The following is a 19,237-nucleotide window of genomic DNA, read 5'->3' on the forward strand; positions in this document are numbered from 1 at the left end:
GGCGAGGAGCGCGGGCGGGCGCCCGGCGGGGACGGTCCGGCCGGACCGCGCCGGGCCGGCGGCCCTGCAACAACGGGCGGGCCCCCTCGCCCGGTCGGGGGAGGGGGCCCTGGCACACCGCCGGACGGCACACGCCGGACGGCAGACGGCGCACGGCGCAGGCGGCCGGCCGCGGCGGGCCTACGGGAGCGGCGGGCCCGGACTGACCGGCACACGACCGGCACGACCGGAGCGACCGGAGCGACCGGTACGGGCGGGACGGGCGGACGGACGGGCCCAACCAGCCCGACCGGCCCAACCAGCCCGACCGGCCCAACCGAAACGGACGGAACGGACGGAAGGGACGACCGGAACAGCCGATACGCACCCGGCCCGCGCGACCGGTACCGGTCGCCGGGGTCAGCCGATACGGGTGAACTTGGCGCCGTAGCCGGGTTCCGCGAGGTCCTTCTGGAGGGCCACCGGCACCTTGATGGCACTGCCCTTGCCACCGCCCGAGCTGTCACCGGACGCCGAGCCGCCGACGTTGAGCCAACCGACCTCGGTACCCGCCTTCGCCGTGTGCGGCAGGCTCTTGCCGGAGCCGTCGCCGAGTGCCAGGCCCACGGTCAGGCCGGACCAGCCGACGGCACTCACGTCCTTGGTGGCGACGACCGGCGTGTGGCCCCCCAGGCCGTCGTCCACGTACCCGACGACGTCCCCCTTCTTCAGGACCACCGACGACTTCAGCACCTCGCGGGCGGCGACCATGACCGTCCTGCTTGCGTCGTTGACGGCGTCCAGGATCGGTGTCCTGTGCTGGCCGAGGACCGCGCCGACGACGGTGACGGTCTGCCCGTCGACCTCCTTCGTCGCCGCGAACACCAGGTTGCCGCCCGCCTTGGTGGTGGTGCCGGTCTTGATGCCGATCGCGCCGTCGAACGGCACCAGGTGGTTGTAGTTCGGCCAGGTGTGGCCGGACGGGTCCTTCCAGCTCGGCAGCTTGGTGATGTTGGTCAGCGCCGGGTACTTCACCAGCTCGTCCGCGAGCTTGACCTGGTCCTCGGCGCTGCTGACGGTGGTCGCCTCCAGTCCCGAGGGGTCGCTGTACGTGGTGTTCTTCATGCCGAGGTCCTTGGCCGTGGCGTTCATCTTCGCGACGAAGGACTTGACGGAGCCGGCGTCCCAGCGCGCCAGCAGGCGCGCCACGTTGTTCGCGGACGGGATCATGATGGCCGCCAGCGCCTGCTGCTCGGTCAGCATGTCGCCTTCCTTGATGGTGTCCACCGTCGACTCGCCCTGGGCGCTGTAGGCCCCCTCCTTCTCCGCGGTCGCGTCGACCCTGATCTTGGGACCGGCCGCGCCGGCCCCCAGCGGGTGCTCCTTGAGGATGATGTAGGCGGTCATGTTCTTGGCGACCGAACCGATCGGCACGGGTTTCTGCTCGCCGAAGCGGCCCATGGTGCCGATGCCCGAGACGTCCACCCAGCCCTGCCCCTCATCGGGCCAGGGCAGCGCCGGGTGCCCGCCGTCGAAGGCGAAGTTGTCGTCCGCGGTGAGCGCCAGCGTCGGGGCGGGCAGTGGCCGCACCGCCTGTACGACTGCGAACACGACCACCAGCAGCAGGGCCAGCGGCGTCCAGATCTTGATCCGGCGCAGCACGGTGCGCAGCGGGGTCTGCGGGGGCGGCGGGGTGTTCGTCAGCTCGGCGAGGAGGTCGATCGGCGGACGCGGCGGCACGGTCGGCAGCGCGTTGGTGTCCTGCGCTCCGGACGCGCCCTCTGCCTCCTGCCCGCGCACGGGTCCTTCGAGCGGCTTGAGCGCGACGAACTTGCTGGTGCGCTCCGACGGGCTCTCAGGACCCTCGGTGCTCCCGGTGTCCTCGGAGCCCTCGGCGCCCCCGGAGGGCTTGGGGCTCCCGGATGGCTTGGGGCTCCCGGTGTCCTCGGGACTCCCGGAGCCCCCGGATGTCGCGGGGCCCTCGGTCACGCGCTCGCCGCGCGCCCAGGAGGGCGCTCCGGCCCGCGGCCCGCCGGAGGCACCTCCGGACGTGCCGGAGGACGCACCGGCAGACGTGCCGGAGGAGGCGGCGTCCGCACCGGCGGCCGACGCGCCGCCCGCCGTGCCGGCGGCGCCGGTGCGGCGGGCGGCGCCCCACTTCAGCGCGGTCGTCGGCTGGTCCACTGCGGGTGCGGGCTTGGGGGCACGGAAGACGGCGGTCTTCTGGTCGACGTCCGGAGCGTGCGCACCGCGCCCGGCCCCCTCTGCCCCATCCGTATCCGCGTCCGCGTCCACCGTCCGGCCGCCTCCGCTCGCACCCGCGCCCGCATCCGCGCCGGTGTCCTCGTGAGAGCCGGAGGACGCGCCTGCCGCCCGCTCCCCTTCCGTGACCACGCCTGCACCTGCACCTGCGTCGTGAGCCCTGCCCACCTCGCGAGCCTCGTCCCTCTCGCGGGCCTCGTCGGCCTCCTCGGCCTCGCCCGTCTCATCCGTCTCGTCCGTTGCGTCCCCCGCCTCAGGTTCCCCGGACCCCGTGTCCGCGTCCCCGTCGACGGCGCCGCCCTCCCGTGCACCGGTCCGCACGCCCTCCGAAGGGGCTTCCCGCGCGCCGGACGCCTCCGGACCACCGGAACCCCCGGCGGCGTCCTCCGCACCCCCGGAAGCGGCCGTCTCGTCCGTCCCGGCGGCATGCTGTGCCCCGTCGGCACCCTGCGCCCCGTCCGTCCCGGCTGCCGTCCCCGCAGAACCCGCACCCGCAGAACCCGCGGAACCCGCAGAGCCCTCGCGCCCCGCGGACCCCCCGGAAGCCCCCGCAGCCCCGGTCCCGGATCCGGAACGCCTCTCTGCGTCCTTTCCGCCCGGGTTTCCGCCCGGGTTTCCCTCCGGGTTCCCGTCCGGCTCTCCGTCCCGCGCAACCGTTCCGGGGTCCTCCGGCGTCCTTGACTGCGCAGGAGCCGTCGAGGGCTCGTTGCGCTGGGGCGGGGTGCGGAAGACCGCCGTCGGCTGGTCGAGGCGGCCGCGTGCCACCGCCCGCCGGGGGTCGGCCGCGTCCGAGGACGCGGGGTCGGGCTCCGGTGCCGCGGGCGGGCCCCCCGACGACTTCTGCTGCTCGGACCTGTCGGGGGACTGACCCGCCACCGATGCCTCCTCCATATCGCCCTGCGCCATGCCGTCAAGAAGTCAACCCGGCCCGGACCACGGTGTCCGAACCATGTACCAGTGTCCCGTGTGAGGGGTTGACCCCTGTGCTAGACGAGAACGACATACCTACCGGTTCCCTTACGAAGCGGTCACGCGCTCTCGACAGACCAATGTGAGAGGGGTCACCCTGTCATTCATCCACGCGGGGAGGCATGGATGGGCAGGAGCCGCAGAACACTTCCGGAGGAGCTTCTGCTGCTCGCTCTGGACCCGACCACGGGTACCACAGCGCAGCCGCAGTCGCTCGACCTCGGTCTGGCCGGAGCACAGCTAGTGGAGCTGGCGCTGGCCGGACGAATAGCCCCAGACGGGGATCGTATCGCCGTGGTGGTACCACGGCCGACCGGAGATCCGACTCTGGACTGCGCACTGGAGCTGCTGCGAAGGCGCGGCGCACCGGTCAGGGCGGTCCACTGGATCGGCGGGCCCCGCCTGGGGCTGCGCCAGACGTATCTCTCGCATCTCGAACGGTGCGGCATGGTGCATGCCGTGGCGGGCCAGATGTGCGGGGTGCTGCCGACGACTCGCTACCAGGCGACGGACACGGCCATCAGCAGGGAGATCAGGTCCCGACTCGACTCCGCGATCCGCACCGGCGTGCCGCCGGACCCGCGGACCGCGGCGCTCGCCGCGCTGGCCCACGCGGTGGGTCTCGGCAAGCACCTCTACCCGGGCAACGAGGGGCGCTCGTCGCGCTCCCGCCTCCGGGACCTCATCAGGCACGACCCGATGGGCGGCCTCGTGGCGCACGCCGTGATGGACGTCCAGAACGGTGCCGCGGCACAGCCCCGGCGCGGAGGTCCGGCACCCGCCGGACGCCAGGCCGGCGGGCCGGCACCGGAACCCGGCAGGGTCCCGATGCAGCCGCACCGCGGATCCATGGCGCGCGCCGCGGTCCACTGACCCCCGGGCACACCACCGAGCAGGACCGACCCGGCAGCAGGCCGGCACCACCCTGACCGTGATCCAGCACCGGGACGGGGCGGCCGCACGGCGGATCGGGCACCACCCGTACGACCACGCACCCCGGACAGCTCCGGGGCAGATCCAGGAGAGACCCGCGGCACGGACTCAGGAACCGTGCCGCGCCGCAGTCCCGAGACCCGGGCCGGGAGCCGCCGGGGTCGCGCGGGGCGCTGACCGCCGGACGTCACGGACGAGGACACCGGCCCACCGCCCCGTGCGACCCGCCCCCGCCCCGCCCCCGCCACGGGCGGCTCAGGACGCGCGGCGGGCGTCTGCCGGGAAATCGCCGAGCAAGCGCCGAGCGCCAAGCCCCCGATGCCCGATGTCCGATGCCTGATGTCCGACGCCTGATGCCCGCTGCCTGATGTCCGACGCCTGATGCCCGCTGCCTGATGTCCGACGCTGATGTCCGAGGCTGATGTCCGACGCCTGATGTCCGATGCTCGAAGCACCTCGCACAGGTACGGCATATCTGTCGCATATCCCATGCATATCCGCCGTTTCCCAGCGGTGGAAAGGCTCTTGGTGGCAATCTGCTGAACAGCAGATACGCAAAGTGCAGGCCCCAAGCCGGAGGTGCACGTCCCGTGGCGTCCCACGTCAACCCCACCGTAAGACGACGCCGTCTCGGCCAGGAGCTGCGCCGGCTGCGCGAGCTGAAGGGCATGACCGCCGAGGAGGTGGCGGAGCGGCTGCTCGTCTCCCAGTCGAAGATCAGCCGCCTGGAGAACGGCCGGCGCAGCATCAGCCAGCGCGACGTCCGCGACCTCTGCGGGGTCTACGAGGTCGACGACCACCGCATCGTCGAATCGCTGATGCAGATGGCCAAGGACTCCCGCCAGCAGGGCTGGTGGCACTCCTTCGGCGACATCCCCTACAGCGTCTACATCGGCCTGGAGACGGACGCCGCCTCGCTGCGCGTCTACGATCCGCAGGTCGTGCCCGGCCTGCTGCAGACCCGGTGCTACGCCGACGCGCTGATCCGGGGCGCACTGCCGGAGACGCCGCCGGCCGACATCGACAAGCGGGTGCAGGTGCGGATGCGCCGCCAGGACCGGATCCTCTCCTCCGAGAACCCGCTGCGGCTGTGGACGGTCATGGACGAGGCGGCGCTGCGCCGGGTCGTCGGCGACCGCGGCCTGATGCGGGACCAGTTGGAGCACCTGGTGGAGCAGTCCCGACTGCCGCACGTGACCGTGCAGGTGATCCCGTTCGACATGGGAGCGCATCCGGGGCTCAACGGCCAGTACGCGATTCTGGAATTCCCGGACGCCTCCGATTCGAGCGTGGTCTATATCGAAGGAGTCACGAGCGACCTCTACCTGGAGAAGTCGGGTGACGTCCAGAAATACAGCGTGATGTACGAGCACCTGCGGGCACAGGCCCTGAACGTGGAGCAGTCCCGCGAATTCATTTCGAAGATCGCGAAGGACTACGCGCACTGACGAATGCCGTCGTATCCGGCGGAATGAAAGATTCCGAAGCGACTCGGGAACAAACGTGCCGCACGGTACACCTTCATCAGGCGGCGGCGGAAGACTCGGATGGAATATGCCATCCGGTCGGGTGAACGCTCCGTTCAGCGCCTCGGCCGGGCGAGTAGCGTCGATCACGGTCGGCGCCCCTGCGCCGACGGTATGCCGCCCCCGCGGCGGCGCACAGTTCCATGACGACTGGCTGAACCGGAGCAAACATGGCAATCAAGCAGGGCGCTACGTGTGCGTGGACCAAGTCTTCGTATTCCACGGGAAACGGCGCGTGCGTAGAGGTCAAGTCCCCGGTTTCGCACGCGATCGCGGTGCGGGACTCGAAGGTACCCGAGGGGCGTGCGCTCGCGTTCGCGCCCGCATCCTGGACAGCGTTCGTGTCTGAGGTGAACCGGGGCGCGTTCGGTCTCGACTGACGCCCCGTGGGCGGGTACACCCGCCCCGCACCACGCACGGAGCCCTCTCGACTGGTTCGCCGTCCCGGCCGAGGGGGCTCGGCCATGTCCGCATACGTGCACACCCCCACCCCTGTGTGCGTGTCCGCCCCAGCACCGGCCGCCCGGGACCCGCATCCCGTGGCGGCCGTCGTCTTGGCGGGTATCTCTGACGAAGTGCCCGCTCATGGTGGATTCGCCGACCCGGCCACGACAACAGCCCAGCAGGTCAAGAGAACGTAAAATCGTTCTGCTTTCTGACCTGTGTTCATATCCGTGACCTTGAAGGTCTTGACCGTCCCCCACGTACAACGGTTCAATCCCCGAAGTCCCCTCCCGCAAACGGTTGCCCGACCTGGGGGCCCCTCCCACGCCCGACGCCGTGGGGAGTGCTGGCGAAGAGCACACCGGTACGTGGAAGTTCACAAGGCGGACCCCAGGAGGGGGCATGAACGGTTTCGACTGGGCCGTGCTCATCGGCTACTTCGGCGTGATGGCGGCCATCGGCTACTGGTCGCACAAGCGCGTCAACGACGTCAGCGACTTCTTCACCGCGGGCGGCAGGATGCCCTGGTGGATGTCCGGCATCTCGCACCACATGTCCGGTTACAGCGCCGTCATGTTCACCGGGTACGCGGGCATCGCCTACCAGTACGGCTTCACCTCCTTCGCGACCTGGTCCTTCCCGATCGCCGTCGGCATCGCCATCGGCATCAGGACGTTCGCGCCCCGGCTCAACAGACTGCGCTCCCGGCTCGGGGTGGCCTCACCTCTGGAGTACCTGAAGAGCCGTTACAACGTGACGACACAGCAGGCGCTGGCCGTCTCCGGCGTGCTGCTCAAGATCGTCGACGTGGGCGCCAAGTGGGCCGCGATCGCCACCCTGCTCTCGGTGTTCACCGGACTCTCCCTCAACCAGGGCATCCTCATCACCGGTGTGGTCACGGCCGTGTACTGCACCATCGGCGGCCTGTGGGCCGACGCGCTCACGGAGATGGGGCAGTTCATCATCCAGTTCGTCGCGGGCATCGCCATGCTGGTGGCGGTGCTGGGCGAGCTCGGCGGCTTCTCCAGCCTGTGGACCGTGTGGGACAAGCTGCCCGCAGGACACGGGCACCCCACCGCGGGCCCGTACACCGTGACGTTCTTCCTCGCCCTCACCTTCATCAAGACCTTCGAGTACAACGGCGGCATGTGGAACCAGGCCCAGCGGTACATGGCCACCCGCACCGCCCGCGAGGCATCCCGGTCCGCGGCGCTGTCGGCCGCGCTGTGGCTGGTGTGGCCGGCGGTCCTGTTCTTCCCGATGTGGGCCTCGCCGCTGCTGGTCAAGGCGCAGAAGCCGGATGCCTCGGACTCGTACGCCCTGCTCACCGAGCACCTGCTGCCGCACGGTCTGCTGGGTCTCGTCGTCGTCGGGTTCTTCTCGCACACCATGGCCATGTGCTCGTCCGACGCCAACGCGATCGCGGCCGTCTTCACCCGTGACATCCTGCCCGCCGTCACCGAGCGGGCCAGGACCTGGAGCCACCGGGCGGGGCTGCTGGCGGCGCGGTGGACGACGGTCGCCTTCCTCGCGCTCTCCATGGCGGTCGCGACGCAGGTGTCCTCGCCGACGTTCGGCAGCATCATCTCCGTCGTGATCAAGTGGGTGGCGGGACTCATGGGCCCGATCGCCATCCCCTTCATGCTCGGCCTGCTGCGGCCGTGGCGGCGCTCCGGACCGACCGCGGCCCTGGTGTCCTGGGCGCTCGGCCTGTTCGCCTTCTGGCTGACGAACTACGGGATCGACGGGCTCAGTACGCAGGTGCAGACCGCGACGCCGGTGGCGACGTCGCTGGTGCTGTACACCGTGCTGGGGTGGATCAAGCCGGAGCCGTCGGCCGAGCGGGACGCGATCCTGGAGCGCGTCAACACGGACGGGGACGACGAGCAGGCCGGTGGGATCGCCGCACCGGCCGCGGCGGTCAAGGACTGAGTCCGGAACCCTTCGCCCGGCTTCCGCCCGGCTCCCCTGCGGCCCGCTCCCTCTCCTGCCGCCCGCCCACCCATCCGGGGTGGGCGGGCGGCTGCGTTCCCGCCCCCGGTCCCCCCGGCTTGCGGGCTTGCGACCACCGCGCGTGGTGGCACGCCTACCGTCCTGAGCCCGGCACGGCGTACACGGCGGGTGTCGCCGCGGTCACCCGCGCGGGCTCCGGCCGTGCCGGCCCAGGTGGCCGTCAGCCGCGGGGATAGCGGACGAGCCAGACCGGCGAGGCCGTCGCCGGTCCGTGCAGGGCGGGCCCCTGCGTCATCTCCATGGCGAAGTCGTCGGCGAGTTGGAGGACGGTGGCACGCCCCTCCAACTCGGCCACCCAGGCCGGCGGCAGCGCCGTCTCCCCGTGCAGCGCCCCCAGCAGCGCACCGGCCAGCGCCCCGCACACCGCGGAGCCCGCGCCGTGGTTGACCGCGAGGCACAACCCGTGCCGGATGTCCTCACCGACGAGGGCGCAGTACACGGCCGCCGCGAGCAGGCACTCCGCGGTGCCCTCAGCGGCCAGCTCCTCCACCCGGCCCGGCGTCGGCATGCCCTGCCGCACCGCGCCGAGGGCCCGTTGCAGCGCGCTCGTCACGTCCTCGTGGCCGGGGCGCGCGGACAGCAGCGCCAGCGCGCGCTGCACGGCCGCATCCAGGCTCTCGCCACGGGCCAGCGCATGCACGATCACCGCCTGCGCCCCGGCCGTCAGATACGCGACCGGGTGGCCGTGCGTCTGCACCGCGCACTCGACCGCGAGCTGCGCCACCAACTGCGGCTCCCAGCCCACCAGCAGGCCGAAGGCCGCCCCGCGCACGGCGGCCTCCGCGCCCTGCTCCTCGGGGTTGCGCGGTGCGTCCAGCGTGCCCATCGGCGCCTGGCCGAGTCCGAGCAGGCAGGCGCGCACCGGGTCACGGCGCGCGTACAGCCACTCCTCCCGGGCCAGCCAGCCGTCGTCCTTGCGCCGCTCGTCCGGGCCCCAGTCGTGCTGGGTGGTGAGCCAGCGGCGGTAGGCGCGGTGCAGGTCGGTAGGCGGGTGCCAGGCGCCGGTGTCCCGGCGCACCTGGGCGCGGATCAGGCCGTCCACCGTGAACAGGGCGAGCTGGGTGCCTGCGGTGACGGCGCCGCGCCTGCCGAAGGCGGGGGCCAGATCGGTGAGGCCCTCCGCGCCGTGCGCCGCACGGATCTCCTCCAGGCTCAGGGGGGCCACGGGCGCGCCGAGTGCGTCACCTACGGCGAGGCCGAGCAGCGCTCCGCGGACCCGGCTGCGGAAGTCCTGCTGCTCCGCGCGGCCCCAGACGGCGGTGGCCCCTGAGCTCACCGGGTCTCCTCCCTGCCCTCGGCGACGGAGCCCGCGCCGGGGGCCGCCTGCGCAGCACTGTAATGGACCCCGCACGCCGAGTTGAGGTGTTGCCGACTGTGCCGAGTCTCACGGCCCGCCGGCGTTTCGCGCGCGTTCCCGTGCGCCCCGCGGTCGACCCGTGAGGGCGTCGCCGGGCCCGTACGGCCGGGCCTCGCCCCGGTCACGGCGGCGGGCCGCGCGACGCGTGCGGCGCGGACGCGGGACGGGTCGGCGCATGCGGCGCGGACACGGGACCGGCCGACGCGTGCGGCGTCCCCGCGGCCCGGACCCGCGTGCGGCGGGAGCGGCGGGAGCGGCCCGAGGGGCTGCCGGAAGGGGCCGGACTCGTCCTGGGGGCCGACTAATACGGAACGTCTGCGTCCGCTCATCGGCTCGGCCATGGCGGGCTGTCTGGGCTTCATGGCCTCCCTTGCCTTCCGGGCGGGACCGGTCGGGCCCAGTCTGCCCTGCACCGGGGCGCCCCGTCAGGGACCGCGGGAAACCACCCCGGCGCCCCGGCGGGCGCGCGCGGCAGGGGGCGCTCCCCGGCAGAGTGCGGCTCCCCGGCAGGGCGCGGGGAGCCGCGCGACCGGACCCGCGGCCCGCAGCCGGACCACGACCGCGAGAGGCACGGCGCCCGGCGGCCCACGGGGCACGGCATCCGGCGGACCGCCGCAGGACGGGAAACGTCGTCGGGTCCCGGGCGGGCCCGGCCCACGCACAGGCCGTACCGCAGACAGGCCCGCCCGCGCACAGGCCGTACCGCGCACAGGCCGTACCGCGCGCACGCCCCGCCCGCTCCCGCCGCGGCACGTCAACCCGTCAGCCCGTCAGCCGACCCGACCGTCAGCCGATCAGCCCGTCAGCGCGTCAGCCCGTCAGCCCGTCAGCGCGTCAGCCCGTCGGCGCGTCAGTCCGTCAGGACCGGCAGGAGCTGCGGAAGGTGGCCGTCCGAGGCCGCGGCGGCCTGTCGGCGCTCCTCGGGTACGGAGCCGTACAGCGTGGTGCGCGGGCGGGCCGGACGCCCCGCCGCCTCCGCGATCGCGACGAGGTCCCGCACCGAGCGGTACGAGCCGTAGCGCGAGCCGGCCATCCGGGAGATGGTCTCCTCCATCAGGGTGCCGCCCAGGTCGTTGGCGCCCGAGCGCAGCATCTCGGCGGCGCCCTCCGTGCCGAGCTTGACCCAGCTCGTCTGGATGTTGGGGATGCCCGGGTGCAGCAGCAGCCGTGCCATCGCGGTGACCGCGCGGTTGTCCCGGAGGCTGGGCCCCGGGCGGGCGATACCTGCGAGGTAGACGGGGGCGTTGGTGTGGATGAAGGGCAGCGTGACGAACTCGGTGAAGCCCTGGACGCCCTTCTCGTGGGCGGTGCGCTGGATGCCGGCCAGGGTGCGCAGATGCCCGAGCCAGTGGCGCGGCTGGTCCACGTGGCCGTACATCATCGTGGACGAGGTGCGCAGGCCCAGCTCGTGCGCGGTGGTGATCACCTCGGTCCAGGTGGCCGCGGGCAGCTTGCCCTTGGTGAGCACCCAGCGCACCTCGTCGTCCAGGATCTCCGCCGCCGTGCCGGGCAGCGAGTCGACGCCGGCCTCGCGGGCGGCGGTGAGCCAGTCGCGCACCGACATGCCGGTGCGGGCCGCGCCGTTGACGACCTCCATCGGCGAGAAGGCGTGCACGTGCATGCCCGGCACCCGCTCCTTGACCGCGCGGGCCAGGTCGAAGTAGGCGGTGCCGGGCAGATCCGGGTGGATGCCGCCCTGCATGCAGACCTCCACCGCGCCCACGTCCCAGGCCTGCGCGGCGCGGTCGGCGACCTGTTCGAGGGAGAGCGTGTACGCGTCGGCGTCGGTGCGGCGCTGGGCGAACGCGCAGAAGCGGCAGCCGGTGTAGCAGACGTTGGTGAAGTTGATGTTCCGGGTGACGATGTAGGTGACGTCGTCGCCGACGACCGAGCGGCGCAGGTCGTCGGCGACCGTGCAGAGCGCGTCGAGCGCGGGCCCGTCCGCGTGCAGCAGGACGAGGGCCTGCTCGTCGGTGAGGAGGGTCGGGTCGTCGGCGGCCTGGCGGAGCGCGGCGCGGGCGTCGCCGTCGATGCGCTCCGGGACGAGGCCGGGGGCGGCCTGCTCGGCCAGGGCCGCCCAGTCGCCGTAGACCGCGTCGAAGTCGTCGCGCCGGTCGGCGGTGCGGCCCTCGGTGTCGATGGTGCGGTGCAGGTCGGTGCGGCCGGTGGCGGTGAAGCCGGTGTCGGGCTCCTGCCAGGGCAGTCCTGCGGGGCGGGCCGACTCGTCGGCCAGGCCGGTGGCCGGGTCGGCGAGCGCGGTGACGTGCGGCAGCAGGCGCGGGTCGAGCCAGGGTTCGCCGCGGGCGATGAACTCGGGGTAGACGGTGAGGCGCTCGCGCAGCGTGAAGCCCGACTCCGCGGTGCGCGCGGCGAGTTCGTCGATCTGCGGCCAGGGGCGCTCGGGGTTGACGTGGTCGGGGGTGAGCGGCGACACGCCGCCCCAGTCGTCGATGCCCGCGTCGATCAGCAGCGCGTACTCTCCGTCCACCAGGTTCGGCGGGGCCTGGACACGGGCGTCGGGCCCGAGGATGAGCCGGGCCACCGCGACGCACGCGGCCAGCTCCGCCAGCTCGGCGTCGGGCATGCCGCGCATCGCGGTGTCCGGCTTGGCGCGGAAGTTCTGGACGATGACTTCCTGGACGCCGTGGTACGCGCGCTGGACGCGGCGGATCTCGAAGAGCGCGTCGGCGCGCTCCTCGACGCTCTCGCCGATGCCGATGAGGACGCCGGTGGTGAACGGCACGTTGGAGCGGCCCGCGTCGTGCAGCACCCGCAGCCGCACCGCCGGTTCCTTGTCCGGCGAGCCGTGGTGCGGGCCGCCGGGCTCGGACCACAGGCGGGTCGCGGTGGTCTCCAGCATCATGCCCATGGAGGGGGCGACGGGCTTCAGGCGCTGGAAGTCGGTCCAGGTCAGCACGCCCGGGTTGAGGTGCGGCAGCAGGCCCGTCTCCTCCAGGACGCGGACGGCCATGGCGCGCACATAGGCGAGGGTGTCGTCGTAGCCGTGCGCGTCGAGCCACTCGCGGGCCTCGGGCCAGCGGTCCTCCGGCTTGTCGCCGAGGGTGAAGAGGGCTTCCTTGCAGCCCATCTCCGCACCGCGGCGGGCGATGTCGAGGACCTCGTCCGGCGAGAGGTACATGCCGTGCCCCGCGGCGCGCAGCCTGCCCGGCACGGTGACGAAGGTGCAGTAGTGGCAGCGGTCCCGGCACAGCCGGGTGAGCGGGATGAAGACCTTCTTGGAGTACGTGAGCGTGCCGGGCCGGCCGGCCGCTTCGAGACCCGCGTCCCGCACCCGCGCCGCCGCCGCGCACAGCTCCCGCAGGTCCTCTCCGCGCGCCCGCAGCAGCACGGCCGCCTCGTCGACGTCCAGCGCCACTCCGTCCCGAGCCCGCCTGAGCGCACGACGCATCGCGTTCGCGGTGGGGGCGTCGCTCGCGGTGGGGGCGGCGGAGGGCGCAAGGCGGTCATCAGTCATAAAGCGAGCATACGATTCGACCCCGGACCCGTTGCCGGGACGGGGCGGCCCGCCCGGCCCCGGCGCCGGCCGGCGGCACCGCACCGCAGGGGCCCGGCCCACGGCCCGGCACGGCACGGGGCCGCAGAGGCCCGGCCCTGCACGGCACCGCAAGGGGCCCGGCCCCGCGACCCGGAACGGATCCGCACATGCCCGGTGCGCCACGTGCCCGGTGCGGTGCGCGCCCCGTGCGGTGCGTGCCCCGTGCGGTGCCCCGGTGCGGCCGTCCACCGCGGGCGGGCCGGGACCGCTCGCCCGTTCCCCGCGTCCCCGCGTCCCCGCGTCCCCGCGTCCCCGCGTCCCCGCGTCCCCGCGTCCCCGACGAGGCGCCGTGCACGCGCCGGCCGCCTTCCCTTCGCCCGGAGTTCACGGCTCAATACCAGGGTTGGCGGGCATCCACCCAAGTCGTACCCGACCCGTGAGAGGGACGTATATGTGTGAGGACCATGCCAGAACCGGCACCACCGGGGCGGCCGGAGCCGCCGGAGCCGCGCAGGACGCCGCCGGCCCCGGCGGGGACCGGGCACTGGGCAGACGTGCACTGTTCGTGACGTCCGCCGCCGCCGCGCTTACCTTGGGCAGTGTGAGCTTCGCGACCGGCGCCGACGGGCGCGTACCGGCCTCGGGCCGGCAGACCAAGACCGTCAGCGGCACCCTGCCGCCCGGCTCCCCCGACTTCGTCTACCTGCCCGTGGAGGTCCCGGCCGGCGTACGGGAGCTGCACGTTGCCTACACCTACGAGAAGCCCGCCGTGCCGGCCGGCACCCAGGGCAACGCCCTGGACATCGGCCTCTTCGACGAGCGCGGCACGGCGCTCGGCGGTGCCGGCTTCCGCGGCTGGTCGGGCGGCGCCCGCACCGAGTTCTTCGTCCGCGAGGACGACGCCACCCCGGGCTATCTGCCGGGCCCGGTGCGCCCCGGCACCTGGCACGTCGCGCTCGGCCCCTACACCGTCGCGCCCGACGGCCTGCCCTACGAGGTCACCGTCACGCTCACCTACGGCGCCTCCGACCCGACGCCCGAGCCGGTGTACCCGCCCGAGCGCGCCAAGGGCCGCGGACGGGCCTGGTACCGGGGCGACTGCCACCTGCACTCGTGGCACTCCGACGGCCGCCGCACCCCGGCCGAGATCGCCGCGCTGGCCCGCGAGGCCGGCCTCGACTTCATCAACACCTCCGACCACAACACCAACGCCTCGCACCCGCACTGGGCCGACCAGGCCGGGGACGACCTGCTGATCCTGATCGGCGAGGAGGTCACCACCCGCAACGGCCACGTGGTCGCGCTCAGCACCGACCCCGGCACCTTCATCGACTGGCGCTACCGCGCCCGCGACAACCGGTTCGGCGCCTTCGCCCGCGAGATCCACCGCAGCGGCGGCCTGGTGGTGCCCGCGCACCCGCACTCCACCTGCGTCGGCTGCGGCTGGAAGTTCGGCTTCAACGACGCCGACGCCGTCGAGGTGTGGAACGGCCCCTACACCGCGGACGACGAGATCCAGCTCGCCGACTGGGACAACACGCTGGTCGCCGGGGTGCGGGCCGGGCGCAGGGACTGGCTGCCCGCGATGGGCAACAGCGACGCGCACCGGGACCCCGACGTGGTGGGCATGCCGCAGACCGTGGTCCTCGCCGACGACCTCACCCGGCAGGCGATCCTCGACGGCATCCGCGCCGGGCGCAGCTACGTCGCGGAGTCGTCTGCGGTCGAGGTGGCGTTCACGGCGTCCGGCAGCCGCGGCGAGCACGCCGGCATCGGCGAGCGCCTGTCCGTCGGCCCTGACACCCCGGTCACCGTCCGTCTGGAGGTCAAGGGCGCGCCCGGCCGCACCACGCACATCGTCACCGACCAGGGCACCCTCTTCACCGGCCCGGCGCTGGACGACTCCGGTGCCGGCACGGTCGAGTGGCACACCACCGCCTCGTACGCGGCCTACGTCCGTGCCGAGGTGCGGCACCCGGCGACGGCGCCCGGCCTGCCCGGCGCGCTGACGGCGGTCACCAACCCGATCTTCCTGGGGAAATGAGCCCGCCGTAACCGGGGAGGTGAACCCGCCTTCCCGGGAAGTGCGCCCGCGCACCCCTCTGCGGGAAGGGGCGCCCAAGGCCCCGGAGTGGTGAGTTCCGGCTCGCGCACGCGGCGGAACGCGTTAGGGTGATCGGCCCGTTGGCGCCCGCAGTACCGGAAGGCCGTGATCGAACGTGACCGACAGCCCGCGGTCAGCGGCGCCCGGCAGGCTTCCGCCGCCGGTTGCGCACGCCGCGCACGCCGGGCGCAGCCCTGTCCGGTACCGCCCCGCCGTCCTGCCCGCCGCGGCGGCGGGGCGAAGGGGCGCCGGGCGGGCCTGGCGGGCCCGGCCCCACGGGGGCGGCGGGACGTCGCTGGGACGTGCCGCGGTGGTCGGCGGCGGGACGCCGCCGGCACCCGGCGCGGTGCCGGGCCGCGGGACGACACCCGTACGCGCCGTGGTGACGGGCGCGGCCGTGGCGGGCGCGACGGTCGGGGCGCGGCCCGGGTCGGCGGCCCTCGTCCACGCTGCGGAACTCGTCCTCTGTTTACTTCCGGCCAATGCCGAACCCGGGGTATGTTTCAGTACAGGGCGCAGATACCTCCTGAAACGGGTCAGTCTCCACTACACCCCTATATTCGACCACGCCCGGCACAAGGCGGGCGACGCCCCGTCAGGGTGCCGCCCGGCGGCGGAGTCCGGGCCCGGCGCGCGGCGGGAGCGGCCGGCGCGGCGCCGCCGTCGGCGGAGCCCCGCGCGGCACGGCGGTCCCGGTCCGGGAAGCGGACGCCGCGGACCCACCCGGACGGACCGGCGCGGGCGGCCGCGCCACCGGGCGCGCACGGTGCACCCCCCGTCCAGGCGGCCCGTGCGGGCACACGGCGGCGCCGGACGCTGAGCGGAATCCGAAATGCGCCCCCCGAGGCGCCGTTCAGGGCGCCCTCACGCGTCGTACACCCGTGGCGAGAACACACACCCACGTGCGAGGACCCTGTGAGAGGTCATCCGCAGAGCTGACGCATCCGCCATGAACAAGGCAAACTGACGGAGGCGATCCAACTGTGCAGGGGGCAGCGATGAGCGGTGTACCGCGAGTACCGGAGCAGCGGCTTCCGGCCGCGGGGCCCGACCCCGCGCGGCCGGTGCTGCGCTTCAGCGTGCTCGGTCCGGTGCGCGCCTGGCGCGAAGGCGAGCCCCTGTCCATGGGCTCGCCCCAGCAGCAGGCCCTGCTGGCCGCGCTGCTGCTGCGCGACGGCCGCACCGCGACCGCGCCGGAGCTGATCGACGCGCTGTGGGGCACCCAGCCGCCGTCCCAGGCGCTGGCCGCGGTGCGCACGTACGCCTCCAGGCTGCGCAAGATCCTGGGCCCTGGCGTGCTGGTCAGCGAGGCCGGCGGCTACGCGATCCGGGTCGGCGCCGAGGCGCTGGACCTGTCGAGCGCCGAGGAGTTGTGGGCCGAGGCCCAGAAGTCGCGTGGCACGGGCGACCCGGCGCACGCCAGGCATCTCGTCAACCAGGTCCTCGACCTGTGGGACGGCGAGCCGCTGGCGAACGTGCCGGGCCCGTACGCGGACACCCAGCGCACCCGTCTGGAGGAGTGGCGGCTGCAACTGCTGGAGAGCCGCCTGGACATGGACCTGGAGCAGGGCCGGCACGCGGAGGCGGTCTCGGAGCTGACGGCGCTGACGGCCGCGCACCCGCTGCGCGAGCGGCTGCGCGAGCTGCTGATGCTGGCGCTGTACCGCAGTGGGCGGCAGGCCGAGGCGCTGGCCGTGTTCGCCGACACCCGGCGGCTGCTCGCCGAGGAGCTCGGCGTCGACCCGCGGGCCGGGCTCCAGGACCTCCAGCAGCGCATCCTGCGCGCCGATCCCGGTCTCACGGAGCCCGTCTCGACCGCGGTGGAACCGGTCGCCACCCCGGTGCGGCCCGCCCAGTTGCCCGCCACCGTGCCCGACTTCACCGGCCGCAGGGCCTTCGTCTCGGAGCTGACCGAGGTGCTGGCCACGGCCGAGGGCCGGGTGATGGTGGTCTCCGCGCTGGCCGGTATCGGAGGCGTCGGGAAGACCACCCTCGCGGTGCACGTCGCGCACGCCGCGCGCACCGCCTTCCCGGACGGCCAGCTCTACGTGGACCTCCAGGGCACCAACACCCGGGCGGCCGAGCCCGAAGCGGTCCTCGGCGCCTTCCTGCGGGCCCTCGGCACCGCGGAGTCGGCCATCCCCGACACCCTGGACGAGCGGGCCGCGCTGTACCGCTCGGTACTGGACGGCCGCCGTGTGCTGGTGCTGCTCGACAACGCCCACGACGCGGCCCAGGTGCGTCCGCTGCTGCCCGGCACCGAGGGCTGCGCCGCCCTGATCACCTCCCGGGTGCGGATGGTCGACCTGGCGGGCGCGCACCTGGTCGACCTGGACGTGATGTCGCCCGACGAGGCCCTCCAGCTCTTCACGAAGATCGTGGGCATGGAGCGGGTGGCCTCGGAGCGCGAGGCGGCCCTCGACGTGGTCGCGGCCTGCGGCTTCCTGCCGCTGGCGATCCGCATCGCGGCGTCCAGACTCGCGGCACGCCGCACCTGGACGGTCACCCTGCTCGCCGCGAAGCTCGCCGACGAACGGCTCAGGCTGGACGAGTTGCAGGCCGGCGACCTGGCCGTGAAGGCCACCTTCGAGCTGGGCTACGGCCAGTTGGAGCGCACCCAGGCGCGGGCGTTCCGGCTGCTCGGCCTCGCCGACGGCCCCGACGTCTCGCTGGCCGCCGCGGCCGCGCTGCTCGACCTTCCCGTGCCGTACGCCGAGAAGCTCCTGGAGACGCTGGTCGACACGTCCCTGCTGGAGTCCGCAGCGCCGGGCCGCTACCGCTTCCACGATCTGGTGCGCCTGTACGCCCGCTCCTGCGCCGAGCGCGACGAGCCGTCCGCCGAGCGGGCCGCCGCGCTCTCCAGGCTGCTGGACTTCTACCTGGTCACGGCCGTGGGCGTGTACGCGATCGAGCGCCCGGGCGACCGCCTCGTGGACCATCTGGAGCGCACCGAGTACCCGGGGCTGGTCTTCCCCGACCGGGACGCCGCCCTCGACTGGCTGTTCACGGAGTCGGACTGCCTGCTGGCCTGTGTGCAGCAGTGCGCCGCGGGCCCGAGCCTGCGCCGCGCGACGGGCCTGCTGATGGCGTCCACCGACCTCGCCGAGTCCGGCGCGAACTCCCGCCGCTACGAGGCGGCGGCGATCGCCGTGGGCAAGGCGGCGCAGCGGGCCGGCGACTTCCTGGCGGAGGGCCGGGCCCGTACGGTCCTCGCGCACGTCTACAGCCTCACGGGGCGCTTCCGGGAGGCCGAGGACGAGGCGGTGCTCGCCCTGAAGGCCGGCACCGCGGCCGAGGACCCGCTGCCCATCGCGCGGGTGCCCAACCAGCGCGGCATCATCGCCCTCTACGAGCACCGCTACGAGGACGCGTCGGCCCATCTGCGGCAGGCGATCGAGGCCTTCCGCGACGACCTCAACCGCTCGGGCGAGGCCGCCGCGCTGTGCAACCTGTCCCGGGTGCACCTCGAACTCGGGGAGATCTCCAGCGCGGTGGACCTCGCGTTGCAGGGCGTGCACATCTACGCCAGCCTGGGCGCGAGCCTCAGGCTGGCCAACGGCAAGTACGCGCTCGGCGTCGGCCTCACACAGGCGGGCCGGCCCGAGGAGGCGCTGGTGCAGCTCACGGACGCGCTGGACACCTTCCACGAGAGCCGGCAGCCGCTGTGGGAGGGCATGGCCCACTTCCGGCTGGCCGAGGCGCACCTGGCCGCGGCCCGGCCGGCCCGCGCCGCGGAACACGCCGAGCAGGCACTGGCGTTGCGGGGTATCGGAGGGGAGTGGCGACGGGGCATGATGCTCACTGTGCTCGGCAGGGCACTGACGAGGATCAGTCAGACCGTCCGTGCGGAGGCGTGCTGGCGCGAGGCGCTGTCGATCTATGATCGCCTGGGCTCGCCGGAGGCCGCGGAGGTGCGTGCCCTGCTCAGGGCCACGACGGCCCCTTAGCAGACTCGGGGCCTTCGCGGGGCCCGATCGTTCATCATTCGTTTATCGACTCCCGGCACCCTCTTCTGTGTCGATCCGTCGCAGTCGGGGGGCAGACGGATCGCCGCGGCCTCACCGCTAAGGTGATCGGCCCGGAGCAGCACCCGGCGGTCCTCGGGGGAGTCGCCGGGTGGTGCTTCCCGCCCCACCATGCCGAGTTCAGGAGTT

9 protein-coding genes are annotated in these 19,237 nt (G+C 73.6%); 6 read left to right on the forward strand and 3 right to left on the reverse strand.

Annotated elements, in window-relative coordinates:
• Nucleotides 1–399 precede the first annotated feature (399 nt).
• Nucleotides 400–2,373: a D-alanyl-D-alanine carboxypeptidase gene (locus tag IE313_RS00110; protein WP_308439114.1), complete on the reverse strand. Its 1,974-nt coding sequence runs from the start codon at nt 2,371–2,373 to the stop codon at nt 400–402.
• A 963-nt stretch (nt 2,374–3,336) separates the two neighbouring features.
• Here IE313_RS00110 and IE313_RS00115 point away from each other — a divergent pair.
• The 4 genes from IE313_RS00115 (at nt 3,337) to IE313_RS00130 (ending at nt 8,045) form a co-directional block, all read left to right on the forward strand.
• The gene (locus IE313_RS00115; protein ID WP_189928782.1) at nt 3,337–4,083 is read left to right on the forward strand and encodes a GOLPH3/VPS74 family protein; all 747 of its coding nucleotides are present in this window, start codon (nt 3,337–3,339) and stop codon (nt 4,081–4,083) included.
• 650 nt (nt 4,084–4,733) lie between these two features.
• Entirely contained in the window at nt 4,734–5,591 is an 858-nt protein-coding gene (locus IE313_RS00120) for a helix-turn-helix domain-containing protein (protein WP_189928783.1), read from the forward strand.
• Nucleotides 5,592–5,839: 248 nt separating this feature from the next.
• Nucleotides 5,840–6,049: a DUF397 domain-containing protein gene (locus tag IE313_RS00125; RefSeq protein ID WP_189928784.1), complete on the forward strand. Its 210-nt coding sequence runs from the start codon at nt 5,840–5,842 to the stop codon at nt 6,047–6,049.
• 466 nt (nt 6,050–6,515) lie between these two features.
• A complete protein-coding gene (locus IE313_RS00130; RefSeq protein WP_189928785.1) occupies nt 6,516–8,045 on the forward strand; it encodes a sodium:solute symporter family protein in 1,530 nt (509 codons plus the stop codon).
• A gap of 241 nt (nt 8,046–8,286) precedes the next feature.
• Here the strand turns inward: IE313_RS00130 and IE313_RS00135 are convergent, their stop codons facing one another.
• Together IE313_RS00135 and IE313_RS00140 are read right to left on the reverse strand one after the other, a co-directional pair.
• Nucleotides 8,287–9,402 carry an ADP-ribosylglycohydrolase family protein gene (locus tag IE313_RS00135; protein WP_189928786.1) on the reverse strand — a complete coding sequence of 372 codons (1,116 nt, stop codon included), beginning with the start codon at nt 9,400–9,402 and terminating at the stop codon, nt 8,287–8,289.
• A gap of 931 nt (nt 9,403–10,333) precedes the next feature.
• Nucleotides 10,334–12,958, reverse strand: coding sequence for a bifunctional FO biosynthesis protein CofGH (locus IE313_RS00140; protein WP_189928787.1), 2,625 nt, complete (start codon nt 12,956–12,958; stop codon nt 10,334–10,336).
• 472 nt (nt 12,959–13,430) lie between these two features.
• Here IE313_RS00140 and IE313_RS00145 point away from each other — a divergent pair, with 472 nt between their 5' ends.
• On the forward strand, nt 13,431–15,023 hold the full coding sequence (locus tag IE313_RS00145) for a CehA/McbA family metallohydrolase (RefSeq protein WP_189928788.1): 1,593 nt from the start codon (nt 13,431–13,433) through the stop codon (nt 15,021–15,023).
• A 1,058-nt stretch (nt 15,024–16,081) separates the two neighbouring features.
• Nucleotides 16,082–19,030 (forward strand): SARP-family global regulator AfsR, encoded by a 2,949-nt coding sequence (gene afsR / locus IE313_RS00150; protein ID WP_189928789.1) that lies wholly within the window; start codon nt 16,082–16,084, stop codon nt 19,028–19,030.
• The last annotated feature ends 207 nt before the right edge of the window (nt 19,031–19,237 follow it).

It is taken from the genome of Streptomyces sulfonofaciens (genome assembly GCF_014656295.1).
GTDB lineage: Bacteria > Actinomycetota > Actinomycetes > Streptomycetales > Streptomycetaceae > Streptomyces > Streptomyces sulfonofaciens.

What these genes read in the sequence shown, in the direction of transcription:
- IE313_RS00115 (WP_189928782.1), top strand. Translation starts at nt 3,337, where the DNA reads ATGGGCAGGAGCCGCAGAACACTTCCGGAGGAGCTTCTGCTGCTCGCT.
- IE313_RS00125 (WP_189928784.1), top strand. Translation starts at nt 5,840, where the DNA reads ATGGCAATCAAGCAGGGCGCTACGTGTGCGTGGACCAAGTCTTCGTAT.
- IE313_RS00130 (WP_189928785.1), top strand. Translation starts at nt 6,516, where the DNA reads ATGAACGGTTTCGACTGGGCCGTGCTCATCGGCTACTTCGGCGTGATG.
- IE313_RS00140 (WP_189928787.1), bottom strand. Translation starts at nt 12,958, where the DNA reads ATGACTGATGACCGCCTTGCGCCCTCCGCCGCCCCCACCGCGAGCGAC.
- IE313_RS00145 (WP_189928788.1), top strand. Translation starts at nt 13,431, where the DNA reads ATGTGTGAGGACCATGCCAGAACCGGCACCACCGGGGCGGCCGGAGCC.
- afsR (WP_189928789.1), top strand. Translation starts at nt 16,082, where the DNA reads ATGAGCGGTGTACCGCGAGTACCGGAGCAGCGGCTTCCGGCCGCGGGG.